The following is a 14,267-nucleotide window of genomic DNA, read 5'->3' as shown; positions in this document are numbered from 1 at the left end:
TATCGAATGTCGTGTTCAGAACGGAGGCCAACCTTATCAAATATGTAATATGTGGCGGCACCGGTTTTATTGGCAGTGAACTAACAAAATACTGGCTGCAAGCAGGAAATGAAGTCGCCATCGTCGGTCGCAATCTACCTAAAGCTGCGCCATATCATCCTAAGCTGAGTTACCACACATGGGACAGCCTAATAGCTGATCATGCCCCCCTAGAGAATGCAGATGCCTTGGTTAATCTTGCTGGAGCTTCTCTTAGCCAGCGTTGGAGCCCAAGCGGCAAAAAAGCAATTATGCATTCTCGTCTTGCAACCGTTTCCGCTGCTGCTAAGCTACTCGACAGTTTGAAGCACAAACCGTCTGTAGTCATTCAGGCGTCCGCTGTAGCTATTTACGGAACTTCTTTACAAGATACCTTTAGTGAATCATCACCAGCCCATGTTATGGACTTCCCCTCTGAAGTGGTTCATACCTGGGAAGAAGCTTCTGATAAAGCATACCAAGATATCCGTCTAATTAAGTTACGTACCGGTGTTGTACTTGGCAATGAAAGTGGTGCCTTCCCAAAAATGAAGCTACCCTACTTACTGGGCTTTGGCGGTAACATTGGCACAGGAAGCCAGTGGGTCCCCTGGATTCACCTGACAGATATCGTTCGTCTGATCGATTATTGTATTCAGAATCCCGCCATTTCCGGACCCGTTAATGCGACTGCTCCACATCCAGTTACAAACGAAGAGTTTGGGAGAACGATCGGGAAAGTGTATAAACGGCCACATTGGTTTCCACTACCTGCCTTCTTATTAAAAACAGCAGTTGGTGAATTGTCCGAGATCTTGCTCAAAGGGCAACGCGTCCTTCCAGCGGCGGCATTAGAACAGGGTTTTAGCTTTACATTCCCCACTCTTCAAGCTGCTTTAGAAGATCTGAAAAGCCAAAAATAGCAGAATCATCATTCACTTGTAATCCTAAGCTTCATCCATGTGGAATGTGTAACTTCCTTTTACAATCTTAAATACGGTCCCCTCTGACAGCGGGTACTCTTTATAAGGGATCATGGCTTCGCCTTGAAAGAGTGTTCCATTTCTGGAGTCGAGATCCTTTAGCACGTATCCGCCTGGGCTCCTAGATATTTCAGCATGCACTCTTGAAGCTCCTTCGGATCTCTCCACGTACTGAGCTACTTCTGCCGAGCGGCCGATAATAAAGCTAGTTCGGTTTAACACAATGGTCTCCGCCTCTGCCTCATCCTCATCATTTCTTTTGAGATAAGGAACATTTCGAGCTGGCTTGTGATTTCGTTTGCCCTGCTCAGGTGTCTCCTCTCGTGATAATAAAGCAGTTGGAGCTATTGGCTCTGGTGGTGTTACAAAACTATGTTCCTCTATCCTGGATTCAGCTCGTGCAGTTGGAACGCTTGATAGAGGATCCGATGTATACTGATCTACCTTTGGAATCTTTGCTGCGGGACGTGTAGTTGTCACAGGATTTCTACCGAAATTCCACTCCAATTCTCTTCGACTCGAACTCCAGTTTGTATCTTCAGGGTCCTCATTCGTATGATCCTTTTGTTCATTACTTCCAAACCTTATCCTTCCGCTCCATACCATCCAACTCAATACAGACAATGCGATCGTTGCAATCCCACAAACGGCTAGCCACAACGGCTTTGGACTATTTAGATATAGGAATTTCCATAATAAAGCATCTCCTAATAGGCACCCTAGAATTAAATAAGTTCTTGAGCTTGAGGTTTGTGAATTTATCAAATTATCATCCTCTAGAGATGGAAGCGACTTCTCCTCTTCTTTCAACCTGAGATTGGGACTGGAATAGCTACTCAACCAAGGAGCGGCGTTCTGTTGCATATTCAGAATCTTTTCCTCATTCCGCTCACTTATTTTTTTCTGAGGAGCAGTTACCTCATTCACAAACAGTTCCCTTACTCTCTCTTGCATTCGTCTTTCTGGTTCTATCAGACTTGCTTCTGTCATCTTTGGAGGAATAGATGCCATTATTTCGCTATTGCTGATTTCTCTACTTCTAGAATCCCCCTCTGTCAAAAGCTCTGAGAGAAGACTCTTGAGGCCAGCCGGTGTAAATTCTTCTTCCCCACAGTATTGCAATACTCTTTGAACACCACTGCCAGTAAGCTCTGTAATAGAAGCCATTAGCACCATGATCAGCGACTTGAGCGATTCTCCCAGCCTAGAAGTAGGCTCATTCCCCTGAATAGGAATATAGGTTAGGTATACCTTACCACTATGCAACGAGCCTTCAATAAAAATATAATCTCCATGCAAAGCATATTGTTCCGCCCGCAGCATGTATAACCTGCCATCCTCCATCCCTTGTGCAATTTGCAGTAGTAAACCAAAAAATGAGGTCATGCTTAGCTTCTCACTTTTGAGCAAATGACTGAGCATTTTTTTACGCAGAACAGCGTATTCCATAGTAACCTTCAAATCGATTTCCCTAAGTAATAACCTTAAATGATGAGGAATGTCGGTGTTCATCAGCATACGAGCCTGAACCATATTAAGCTTACTCACCGGCATTCCTTCTGGTTCTCCAAGCATCATATATATACCGTCCTGCTGTATAAAGTCACGGGTTAATCCGTACAACAAGCATCACCACCTCCTATTTTAAAAATAAAGATAAGCGCATATGGTACCAGGGACTACAGCCAGCATGAAAGGAAATCTCAACAGCTCACTATCTTTATTTTTAAATAGGAATGAACTTTTCAATAATATAAATCCTGAAATTGTGTTAATGATCTTACGCGTACGCCTCCCTGTTTCCCGTCTCATTAAGACAATTATCCAGCCTATTAAAGCTCCAAATAATACGGAGTACACCACGACCTGCAATGTAAACAGCATTCCTGTCCAAGCGCCGATCCCGGCAAAAAGCTTAACATCCCCCGCGCCAACCGCCCCTATCAAATGCATGATCAGAAGCACTGAAAATCCTGCTACAGCACCCACACCAGCCTTCAGGAGTCCATCCCAGCCGTTCATCAGCACTTGAGCAAGCAGACCGGCAAGCAAACCTGACACTGTAATCCAGTTCGGTATTCTCATCGACTTAATATCTGTAATAAATGCAGCTGCCAGAAACGGAAAACACCCCCAAAACGCCCACTCCGCCATGGATTACACTCCTTTCCTTTCCTCTTCATTCATTTCACTACTGTGAACATAACCTCAATAGATCTTCCGTCATCAAGCTGTATTACAAATGGCCAAGTACCCGGAGTAGTATTCACACCAATTTTCCACTCCCACTCGATATATCCATCCGCGTCCGCTTGTTTCCAGCCTAAATACTTGGCAGTGCTTCCTCCGCTTTTATAAAAGACGGATAAGCTAGCGGAAGCATTTGGCGGAATTTTGGCACGAACTTTGCCTTGCTTATTAGCTACAGCTGGATTCGGTTTTTCCAAAATCGCAATGAAATCCTCTGGTTTACTAGTGCCGTCATCGCCCTTATTTATACCTTCACCTGTATCTCCGATCCAAAGACGTTCAACAGCACTTGCCTCTAGTACAATGCTTTGGTTTAGAAAGGGTACTTTCATTGGCAGCTCATAGCTAACCACCAATCCAAAGTAAGGTCGAGTACTCTTCTTTAATTCAGGCACGATAATGTTAGATACATGAATTCGATCATAATCCAGTAAGTCTGATGACAGATACGGCTTCAATAAGGGTTTAATCGCCAGGTCCAGTACACTCTCAGAGGTCTCAGCCTGTAGCTTCTGCAGCGGTCCCTCACCCTTCTCTAAAGCCGACATGACCCACTCATTCAGCGGCTTGGGTAATGCCATTGCGTAACTGCTGCCCCAATCTGTAAGAGACAAGCGAGGTATTGTCCAATTCGATTCAGCTGGATTGCCAGCGGATAGATCCGTGCCCCCCTTCACTGGATCAGCGTCCGCTTCGCTTGGTATTCCCCATTTCTGTACCGCCAAAGCCGCAGGATACATATGCGTTGAAATAGATTTCACAGTATCGGATGCTGTACTTTGTAAGGCTGTCGAATACAAGGTCATCTGTACGATAGAAATTAGGAACAGAACAAACAGTAAGAAAAACGGAAGTACCATCGCCGCCTCTACTACCATGCTACCTTCTTCCTTAGTCCTCCCCCTAATCCGGTACTCGTCCTTCATATCCTTGCCAACCTCCTGCTAATATGAAAAATCAATCTTTACTTCCCTCATATATGTTCTTCCTTGAACTTCTCCTGAATACCCAGCGCTATAATCCAAAAGCTTCACTACACCTGGCAGAAACCATAACCGCATTTTGAGCTTAATATTCGAGGATACATAAGTGCTTCTTTCCTCTGGATTTATTCCTGTGTTGAGACGAATTAGAGCCAGCATCCGAGATAACTGAACATTCCCGCCTCCATGCATCATCATAAACAGACGCAAATGATCGCGATAAGTCAGCTGGGCTGGTAAGTATTTGGATAGAGGAATGGAATCTTTCTCACAAAGTAGTAACATATCTTGAATAGCTTGCTGGACTCCATACAACAGCGCTGCAGCGAGAACAGCCAATGGATTTCCTAAGCTTGCCTTCTCAATAAAACCTTCCATCGTTCGAATAGACAACCGCATAGCGAATATTTCAGCATAAGCCGCGGCTACATTGCCTGCAGGATTATAAAATCCATATAGAATGTATTCCAGCTCTTGTGCTTGAGGATTAAGCTGGTCTTTAAGCTTATCTGTATCCTCTACAGAACCTTGTGCCAATGTAGCTAACTTGGAAACGTCAAAATGCTGAAAATAGAGGGCAGAATACTCCGTTTGGAAAAGTTTATCTCTAGCTCCTGCCATAATGCCACCCATCGCTGCATAGATCCCGTCCATATCCTCCATCGCCGAACTCCCAGCAGCATAAATGTTTGAGCTAACTTCTGATTTAACCAGTGGATCCGATACTATTTCCTCATTAAAAGCAATATTCTCTTCATAATATTGGCGAAGTGTTTGATAGTCTTTCAGAGAATCTGTCACTCCGTTACCCATCATTCGAATCTTATCGAGCAACGCTTTCGCTTCACCCAGCTTCGATTTAGCTTCTCTCTCCAATTGTTTACGCTCTTTATCTGAGCTACGGTGCTGTTCAATTAAAGCCACATCATTAGCGATAACATTCCCCTTCTCGCCGTAATTCTGTAAATAGTTTTTCACCACACGTGTAGCTTCAAGAACAGAAGATATCATTCGGTAAGAGTCCCCGTTGTCACTCAAAGCTTCATACAGCACACCTGACATTCCTGCTACGATTGGTTCAATGGTCTCGAAAGCACTTTGCTGCGTGGATATATTATTCTCCATCTGACTTAGATCAGTTGAGGTGAGAATCAGTGCATCTTCCTGTTCACGCAGCTTTTTAAGCGGGTCTGAGCTTATCTCTCCTGAGCTCGCCGGAATATCCCAATTATTAGCAGGATCATTTGATAGATCCCCACCCTCCATTCGCGACTGTTCCAATACATTTTTCATCTCGTCATTCAATTGCTGTGCCTTCTTTAATGCTTCTTTCGCTCCCTCCATTGATCTTTCATGATCTTCACGAAAAGCTGTTAATAAGGCAGGAAGCCGCGATAACATCTCAGTAGTTCGACTCTGGTAGAGTGACAATTGATAAGTGTACTTTGCAGGCTTTTTACTATCACGATAAAGATCATCGTAGTACTTCCCAAGGTAGTCGCTATACTGTGCTGAAATATCCGCGGCCGATTGCATACTTCCGAGCGAACTGGCTGAAATGGACTCTCCCGGCGGATTCATAATCCATTGAAGTAGCCTTCTTCCACTCTCCGCAGCCTGGCTTCTCCGCTCTAACATAAGATCCAAAGCCTCTTCTCGCTCGTCATATAACGGCTGCAGCTTACTGAGCAAAGTAGTAGCGCGTGAAGCCTCTTCCATTACTCCTGACATTGGTTTAAATTTACCTGCCAGCTCTAACGCGAAATCTATCGGGGCCTTATATTTCATTTCTTCCAGTATTTGTCGACGAGCAACTTCATAGCTACCCAATGGTCGGCTCCATTTCAAGGATGAGGATTCCAGCGCAAAGGGGATTAGATTGAAAGCATCACTCCGACCACTTTTATGCAGATTATCATTGAGTACTTTAGAGAGCAGAATACCCCCGTCACTCTCTCCGAACGCGAACAAACCATACTTCTCTCGCAGCTCAACATCGTAGGATGACATTACAGAGCGGACGCTAGCCCTCGCTAGACGTTCCTCTTGAACATTGAATGCAGCAATGCGCGCATAATCAATCAGCACTGCTGTAAATAAAAAGACGAAAGCCAGTACCATGATTAGGAAAATCGAGACCGAGCCTTCTGTTTTACCCTCGTGCTGCCCCTGCCTCTTTCTCTTTCGATTCTTTCTGCTAGCGAGGCAACTAGTAAAAATACTCCTCATCAAAACCTCCCTCCTTATCCCTGCTTTCAATGAATATTAGATCCACGGGCAAAGAAATATCACTTATCCTGAAGCTTGGTCATCATTGTAGATGCATCCTTCTGCTCCATATGGACTCCAGATCCACCACTCCCCTCTGAGCCTCCCTTGAACTTTGCCCCGAAGTATCGCATCAAGTCGACTGTACGAATAAACTCAACAGGTTCAGCGATGATAGATTGAGCTTTCACATTTGGTTTTGCCTCATCAGAAAGAATCTCATCAAGTACGGGTAGATTTAGTAGGCGATTTAACTCAGCACTTACTTTCCGTCCGGTAAGGCTGTATACATAGTTCATATTTCCCGGCATATTATTCGGAACCATAGTGGAGGAATGCCTGAGTTTAAGAACGGGCAAATCACTTTCATCTGACACTTCACCAGGTAACTCTATGGTTATACCGCCACTTCCAGCTTCTCCGCCGAATAATGAAGATAGCAACGCGTCGTCACCAATCCTCCAATAGAGGGAGTCATATTCACCAATAGCGTAGGATCCAGAAATCTCTTTATGACTGTTACCCCAATTGTAAGCCGCACGCTCTGTGGCTCCTGAGGCCACTTGTATCAGCATGGATTTCTGATAGCTATACAAGCAGAAGAACAATAGAAGCATCGTAATACACATGACCATTGGCAGCAGAAGTGAGGCTTCAATAGTAAAGCTGCCTCGATCTTCCTTAAGCTTGCTCACTCGAATACGTCCTGGCTCTTTTCACCCGCAGTGCTAATCAGATCTTTAACTACTTTTACAATCTCCTCACGAAATACCAAAACAACCGCAATCAACACAGCAATGATCAGAATCATCTCCAGCGTCCCCAGACCTTCCTCGTCCTTCCAAAAGCTCTTTGCAGTACTCACCATTGTCGTCATCATTCGTTTCATCCTCCTACATTTTTAACATCATGAATGCTGGTGTTCCCACCAGTACAATTACTATTAAAAAGATAGCTACCATCGGAAAGACTAGCTTAGAGGAAGCCTGCTCCCCTCGAGTTCGACTGATAGCTTTCCGTTTATCCCACAGCATTCGCGATAGGTCGCGTAGCGATAACACAAAATCCGCTCCACCCCTGCGGTAATTCAGAAGAACCGTAGTCGTGAACAAGGTTGCCTCCTGCACTGCGCATCTCTTGCTAAAATTCTCGAATGCCTGCTGAAAAGAATACCCTCCTTCCCATTCACTGGTCATAATCCTAAGCTCCTTATACAGTGGATGATTAACATCACCTCGGTGGCTCTCTACACAGCGGATAATCGCCCGCTGCACAGTCTCACCTGCTCCTACCAGCAATACAATACTGTTCAGAAGCTCTGGTAGCTCGAGCATAATATTTTGCTCCCGCACCCTCACCTTTTTATGTAAATCACTGACCATAGCAGCCGGTAGAGCTACCGCCAAGAAAAAGCCTAGAATCAGACCTGTCTGATCGCCGCTAAACCCTGTGATCAAGCTTCCACCCACAAGCAACAACCAACTGTAGCTAAGCATCTCACCCATGAACAGCAAGGTCCGTTCTGCACTGTAACGCATCCCATAACTTCGCTGCAGGGAACGTTGAATCCTGAACATCAACGATGGAAAACGGCTGGCGGTGCCACTCTTCTCAATGAGCAGCAGCAGCGGTTCACCCAGCTTCCGAAGTCGTAAACCGTCCATGGGAAGCCTCCTTAACCCGGCATATCTTTTTCCGCATTTAATTCGTAACAGAGCCCAGACAACAAGTAAAAATATAGTGAATACTGCATATAGCCATCGCATGATTTCATCCCCTTCACAGCGGAATGTCCATTATTTTAGTAGTCCAGAGATAACATAAGAACAACGCAATAAGCGCTAGTGTCGATATGGCTATACCCGCTCCCGTATACATAGGCTCCATATAGTCTCCTGCAGTTAAACTCATAAAGATCACCATGATCAGTGGGGATATCAGCAGTGCTTTAGCCTCGAACTTCTTCTGTGCAATGCTTACAGCAATATCCTGCTGAATATCTAGCTTCTCTCCGATAATCGTGGATGTACGCCGTACTACTTCTACAAGATCACCACCAGTACGTTTACATACAGAGAACACGTCAGCAAATCGCTCGATATCTTCCATTCCAGCTCTTTCACTGAAATCCCGTAGTGCTTCTTCCACTGGCTGACCGTATTCCATGCGCGTACAGATAATATTTAGCTCCGAGATCATATCGCCGCCTCCCTCCGGGTCGAGCATACGTAAATCCTGCACTGCTTCCCGGAAAGCATTCTCGACCGAGCGCCCTGCTGAGAGCGAGGAAGACAATGAAAATAACGTCTGTTTAAACTGTAAATTAAGCATACTCCGGCGTCTTTTCAGCAAATAATTACGCAGTATACGAGGTGCATACACCCCACCTGGCATAAGTAGTAAAGACAGTATCCAATGATGATAAAAAAGATATCCCACTCCAAACAGCAGCAAACTGCCTACTGCGATTGCCAGAATTTTCTGTATCAAAGTCAACTCGTAAACCGTATAATCCGGCAATAATGAATGGCCTCCGGAATCAGCTTCCTTAGGCTTTTCAGAAGCAAACTTAATCTTAAGCACTGCCTCTTCCCCCTTTTAGAATTCAGAATCCATACTGTGATAACGGGTAGGAGGTTACACCAGCCATTCTAAGCTTTGCTGTATGTATAAGCGGGTTTCCACTAGAAACTAGCCCCCCTTGTACCCGTCCCTCTCGCTCACCGGACTCTTGAAATTCATATAGAGGGTTCAAGACCACTTCTCCATCTTTTAGGCCCCCAACCTCACTAATCTCCATCACTCGCCTAGTGCGATCACGGAGCCTGGACAAATGTACGAAAATATCAATCGCCGATGCGATCTGCTGACGTACAACCATTACCGGCAGATCCGCAGCACTTAGCACCATCGTCTCCAGTCGACTGACCATATCGTGCGCGCTGTTACTATGTCCTGAGGACAAGCTTCCATCGTGTCCAGTGTTCATCGCCTGCAGCATATCGAGACATTCCGCCCCCCGCACCTCACCCACAACAATTCGATTAGGCCTCATCCGCAACGAAGATCTGATCAAATCCCGAATGGAGATCTCACCTCTACCTTCTGTATTCGCGTTTCTAGTCTCCAAGGATACAAGATTAGGTACAGTTACAATCTGTAGCTCAGCGGAATCCTCTATCGTAATGACCCTCTCCTGTGAAGGGATAAACTGAGATAACGCGTTTAGAAAAGTGGTCTTCCCTGAGCCCGTTCCCCCACTGATAAAAATATTGTATTTAGCAGCTACTAAGATTTGTAGAAGCTCTGCTGCTTCCTGGCTTAAGGCTTCACGCCCCACCAATTCATTCATCGTCATCGGCGTCTCTGGGAATTTACGAATAGTCATCGCCGGTCCTTTCAGCGAGACTGGCGGAAGTACAATGTTCACACGGGAACCATCCTTAAGCCGAGCATCAACGATAGGAGAGGAGTCATTAACTACCCTGTTAACACCGGAGACTACCGTTTGGATAATGTCCTCCAGCCTGCTACTGGACTCAAATTCCAAAGGAAGACGACGAATCTGACCCTCCTCTTCTATAAAAATCTCAGTATGACTGTTGATCATAATCTCCGTGATCGCCGGGTTATCCACTAATGGCTGAAGCACATCCAATCCTCGGAAAGAATCAAACAATCTCTTTACTAACTCATGCTTCTCATGCGCCGTTAAATAACGTAGACTTTCACTTTCTAGAATCGTTCGTTCGATATAACCGGTAAGTTCACGGTTTCCTACTGCAGAAGTTACATCAAGTCCTGCACGAATCTCACTACGCAGCGCCCTGAACATCTCCTCATTCATGCAAGTTCTTCCCAGTAAAAACTAATGGGAGTTCTGGCTCTACAATCCGCTTACACAACTGCAAGATTTCCCTCTGAAATTGCGGTGAGTTCAAAAAGAGCTCCTCACGGTGTTGCAGCGTCCATGATTGGATAAAGGGGCATACCCCTTCAATGCTAATTCCTTCAGGAGGCACCCACTCTTCCATACGATTTCCCGCAAAATTCACTACAAACCTACTCTTGTCCATCACATGGGGTGTCATACCAGAGTTAGGGGTGTTGCAATGCGATAACCACCTCATAGTCTTATACATGCTTACATCATCATTTTTCAGGACCCACAGTAGAATCCTGCTTCTTTGTAACACAGCTTTTGCTCGTTCTTCCTCGATGCTGCCGGTATCCACAATAACAACATCAAAGTTTCTCTCAGCAACTAGACGCTCTAACAAATCCAATGTATCTTCCATAGTCATCTGAAGCATTTCCTTCACATTAATAACTGGCCTAAAAGCAGCCGTTCGGAGGTGATCATATCTAATGAAGTATTGTCCTAATTCGATCGTATCTGCTTCACCCTTGTCTCGACTGGCCTTTATTTCATAAAGCAGTCGCTCTAGCCCAGGCGTATGACCTGCAGGGATTCGAAGAAACAACCCACTGCTATCTACACTTTCAAGGTTTAGATAAAACACCGAAAGGCCCATCTCACCAAGCTGCTTAGCCATATTCAATGCTATTGTGGTTTTGCCCATGTTACCGCTAGAAGAGACGACCCCAAGTAACAGCGTTTCATCTAGCACAGAAGATCCTCTACCTCTTTGGACTTCACATAACTGAAGGAAAGCCCCCAGAAGGGAAGGCAATGCCTGATATTTGGCAATCATCACCCCTCCTGCTAGACTCTTAGCACTCTTACCAAGATAACCTCCATCCTCACTCAGGACCGCCCATGGAACCATGTTTTTTCCCTCTACCAGCCAAGCCTCGATGAAAGAAGAATCCCCTACAACAGCATCCGGGATGTCCTCTCCCCTCATAAAATCGATAAAAGCATCCTTTCGGCTAAAAGCCGTAATACGCAGCATTTCTCCGTACTCACTGTGATGAAGATAATGTAATAGAGGTTCGATATATTGACTTTCACGCACTGCGAGCACAATCCTTGCCGCCATGAAACCACGCTCCTTTCGATAAAAAGAAATCCATTATTTCCTCAAAAAAGACAGCAAAAAAAGCACCGACAATAACCGTGGATACGGTAATTGAACGGTGCTTCCGTCGCTATTCCTTTAATTTACAGCTATAGTAGCATATATACAAGAAGGCAGCAATAAGTTTTTTCGCACACTTGCTGGATACTATACTCTCATCTTATCTTCGCGCCAGTTCTTAATGGCAGACCGGATATCGTTAGGATTGAGCTTCTCCTTCACGGCTCGCTGACACAGTGCTGGGAACTCATCGTCACTTGCATAGCGCAGCGCTATAATTTGGGATAATTCAAGCTCTGGGTTCAAAGCTTCGCCTGTCAGACGGAAATAGCGAAATTGCTCTTCCACTCTCACCACGCGATCCTGATTTTTTGTCGCATATATACGAATTCTCGTAATCGCAAATAGTAGGCATAAGGACAAGCCAAATAACAGCAATGGCACCGTTAAAACCCCATCATCACGTATCTCTTGAACAGCATAAATCGCCGACCACACAAACAAAATTAGCGCAAGGGGCATCGTCACAAAATGATAAGGCCAATCAAAACGCATAAATCCTTTAGGCTTCCCTTTATTCATAATTCATCTCCATATTCTATATGACTTGTAGAGTGCTTAAAGCTTGGTCTCGCCGGGAATAGCAACGACAAAGGGCTTGTTATTCTCCCAGTTCAGTGACTTCCCTGAAACTTTAGTCGTTCCATCCACATTAACGATTCCGCAAATAATCTGACTTCCCCATACACTCGTATAATAATAGGCATAGGATGGTGCTAAAACAGGGGCTTTACCATATTCCTTTGCAATAGGGTGTCCAAATATCGCGGTAAAATCTTGTTTATCAGCCTCTTTCGAATCATCCAAATCTGCTTCCCATACGACTGTTCTAATGTTGTCTTTAATCTCATAATACGATACAAAATGCCCATAGATTATGAAATATCCATCTGACCTGCCTTCTGGAAAATAATACGACATAGACAACGCTTCATTATCACCCGTTAATTGAGACGGCTCTCTTTCTTCAAACGGAAATTGTAAGGCAGCAATGCGGGAAACAACCAAATCGTTACTATTATAATTCTGCACAAGCTTTGCATTTGCACGTTCCTGAATCCGGACAGTATTCGCACTAGCGTCCAGAGTTACTCTAGCCCCAAGAGCTTCTGCAATAAACCTTAGCGGTACCGTAACTCTTCCATCCATGATTCTAGCAGGTGCATCCAGTTGTACAGATTCCGAGTTCTTCCACGCTGTTCGAGAACCTACTGTAAGCTTAATCTTCATAGAGTCTCTGATGATCGTTACTTGCTTTGTACGGGCTTCCCACTGAATAGAAGTATTCTTGAAGCTCTCAAAAGCCTTCAGCGGAACCATCGTCTGTCCAGAAACGATATGCACACCGTAATTCACGCTCGAATTATTCACCATTACCTTGAGCTTAGCCTCTGCGGATACCGTTCCCATCGTACCTAAAGAAACTAACATAACTATTAATAGATAAAGCCCTGCCTTTCGCAGCATCCCTTCACCCCTCGCTAACTCTCCTTAACTATACCAAATTATGGTTACATTATAACATCTAGCCAAATCTCGGATTACAAAAATCTTTGTTTGATCTCCGGTGTTGGGAGCAGACACTGCTCATCGCGCCCGAACCAACGGTAACGATTCCTTGCAACATAGCGGTAAAGGATATTCCGTATTGGGCGCGGCACTATAATGAAGAAATACGCAACAGGCCAAGGCCATCTCAATCTACGCGCAATCCGCAGTACAGCAGCCGACTCTGTATAACACACACCGTTCTCCAGCAATACAACTGTGTTCAACTGCCCAGGTTGAAGTCCAGCCTCCCTCATTAGCTTAGCAGCAATTTCACTTTGTAAAGGCGCAAATAGAAATTTAGCCTTGGGATCACGCGGGATGATGAAACGAATCAAACCTTGGCAAAGATGACACACCCCATCGATCAGCACAATGGATTTATTTTGCATAATGTTCAGCTCCTCGTTCATTGCTCCCCCTCCCTGATAAAGATAAGTGTATCGCATATTTTGGGTAAACAAAAACGCGGGATAGAAATCCCGCGCCAACATGTACCGTTCTTTAATTATTCAGCAATTGCCTTTTCAATCCATTGATCGCCGATCATTTGTCCTTCGAAATCAGCAGTGAATGCCTCCATGCATTTACAGATGAAATCTTTGCGGCAAATTGGACATGGAGTTTTAAGCAGGCGGCTGATGTTCGTCATTTTCCATTCCGGAAACCGATTATAAAACGCACGGCACTCCGTTCCATCAGCAAGCTTGATAATGAACTCGTACAATCCTTCCTTATCGTTGCTGCTGGCTTTGGTCACATTCGTAATATTCGGTCTGTAAGACATCTTCATCACCCATTATTTAAATTTTTGGTTGTAAATTGCACACGCAACATATTCTCAGATACTTAGACATATTAAAGAATTTTAAGGGTGATGTCAACCAAAGACGCCTAACACGGAGGCTATTTATTACTCTTTTATGATCAACGCCTTTATTCAGTCATTATTTCCATAAAATATATACAGATACATTTAATTTATGATCATTAATTTCACAATGATTTGATAAAGCGAACGGGCGTTAATGATTCATAGAACATTCTTATTTGGCTCTCTCTCATAAATGGTGTACAATTAAATTGTGATAAATCAAAATAGGAATTAAAAAGGA

At 44.5% G+C, this 14,267-nt stretch carries 15 protein-coding genes; 1 reads left to right on the top strand and 14 read right to left on the bottom strand.

What is annotated here, in order from left to right:
* Positions 1-35: 35 nt before the first annotated feature.
* A complete protein-coding gene (locus ACN6MV_RS06205; RefSeq protein ID WP_419886717.1) occupies positions 36-941 on the top strand; it encodes a TIGR01777 family oxidoreductase in 906 nt (301 codons plus the stop codon).
* Between the two features lie 24 nt (positions 942-965).
* Here the strand turns inward: ACN6MV_RS06205 and ACN6MV_RS06200 are convergent, their stop codons facing one another.
* The 14 genes from ACN6MV_RS06200 to ACN6MV_RS06135 form a co-directional block, all read right to left on the bottom strand.
* On the bottom strand, positions 966-2,627 hold the full coding sequence (locus tag ACN6MV_RS06200) for a DUF6382 domain-containing protein (protein ID WP_419885932.1): 1,662 nt from the start codon (positions 2,625-2,627) through the stop codon (positions 966-968).
* An 18-nt stretch (positions 2,628-2,645) separates the two neighbouring features.
* Positions 2,646-3,155, bottom strand: a complete 510-nt coding sequence (locus ACN6MV_RS06195; protein ID WP_042124900.1) for an A24 family peptidase — start codon at positions 3,153-3,155, stop codon at positions 2,646-2,648.
* A gap of 29 nt (positions 3,156-3,184) precedes the next feature.
* Positions 3,185-4,177, bottom strand: a complete 993-nt coding sequence (locus ACN6MV_RS06190; protein ID WP_419885931.1) for a TadE/TadG family type IV pilus assembly protein — start codon at positions 4,175-4,177, stop codon at positions 3,185-3,187.
* A gap of 18 nt (positions 4,178-4,195) precedes the next feature.
* The gene (locus tag ACN6MV_RS06185; RefSeq protein ID WP_419885930.1) at positions 4,196-6,463 is read right to left on the bottom strand and encodes a hypothetical protein; all 2,268 of its coding nucleotides are present in this window, start codon (positions 6,461-6,463) and stop codon (positions 4,196-4,198) included.
* A 59-nt stretch (positions 6,464-6,522) separates the two neighbouring features.
* Positions 6,523-7,197, bottom strand: a complete 675-nt coding sequence (locus tag ACN6MV_RS06180) for a TadE family protein (protein ID WP_419885929.1) — start codon at positions 7,195-7,197, stop codon at positions 6,523-6,525.
* Positions 7,194-7,382, bottom strand: a complete 189-nt coding sequence (locus ACN6MV_RS06175; RefSeq protein ID WP_042124893.1) for a Flp1 family type IVb pilin — start codon at positions 7,380-7,382, stop codon at positions 7,194-7,196. Before ACN6MV_RS06175 ends, ACN6MV_RS06180 begins: the two co-directional genes overlap by 4 nt.
* Positions 7,383-7,395: 13 nt before the next feature.
* On the bottom strand, positions 7,396-8,268 hold the full coding sequence (locus ACN6MV_RS06170) for a type II secretion system F family protein (RefSeq protein WP_419885928.1): 873 nt from the start codon (positions 8,266-8,268) through the stop codon (positions 7,396-7,398).
* A 13-nt stretch (positions 8,269-8,281) separates the two neighbouring features.
* A complete protein-coding gene (locus ACN6MV_RS06165) occupies positions 8,282-9,085 on the bottom strand; it encodes a type II secretion system F family protein (RefSeq protein WP_419885927.1) in 804 nt (267 codons plus the stop codon).
* 22 nt (positions 9,086-9,107) lie between these two features.
* Complete coding sequence (locus ACN6MV_RS06160; protein WP_076118129.1) at positions 9,108-10,349, bottom strand: CpaF family protein; 1,242 nt, start codon at positions 10,347-10,349, stop codon at positions 9,108-9,110.
* Entirely contained in the window at positions 10,342-11,505 is a 1,164-nt protein-coding gene (locus ACN6MV_RS06155; protein ID WP_419885926.1) for a hypothetical protein, read from the bottom strand. The genes ACN6MV_RS06160 and ACN6MV_RS06155 overlap by 8 nt, the downstream gene beginning before the upstream one ends.
* Positions 11,506-11,691: 186 nt before the next feature.
* A complete protein-coding gene (locus ACN6MV_RS06150; protein WP_419885925.1) occupies positions 11,692-12,126 on the bottom strand; it encodes a DUF6526 family protein in 435 nt (144 codons plus the stop codon).
* 36 nt (positions 12,127-12,162) lie between these two features.
* Positions 12,163-13,071 (bottom strand): copper amine oxidase N-terminal domain-containing protein, encoded by a 909-nt coding sequence (locus ACN6MV_RS06145; protein ID WP_419885924.1) that lies wholly within the window; start codon positions 13,069-13,071, stop codon positions 12,163-12,165.
* Positions 13,072-13,145: 74 nt separating this feature from the next.
* Positions 13,146-13,565: a thiol-disulfide oxidoreductase DCC family protein gene (locus ACN6MV_RS06140; RefSeq protein WP_419885923.1), complete on the bottom strand. Its 420-nt coding sequence runs from the start codon at positions 13,563-13,565 to the stop codon at positions 13,146-13,148.
* A 95-nt stretch (positions 13,566-13,660) separates the two neighbouring features.
* A complete protein-coding gene (locus tag ACN6MV_RS06135; protein ID WP_042124803.1) occupies positions 13,661-13,939 on the bottom strand; it encodes a hypothetical protein in 279 nt (92 codons plus the stop codon).
* Positions 13,940-14,267 lie beyond the last annotated feature (328 nt).

The organism is Paenibacillus sp. B-A-8 (assembly GCF_048572915.1).
GTDB lineage: Bacteria > Bacillota > Bacilli > Paenibacillales > Paenibacillaceae > Paenibacillus_AQ.
The sequence above is the reverse complement of the archived record's forward strand: the minus strand, read 5'-3'. Positions and strand labels throughout refer to the sequence as shown.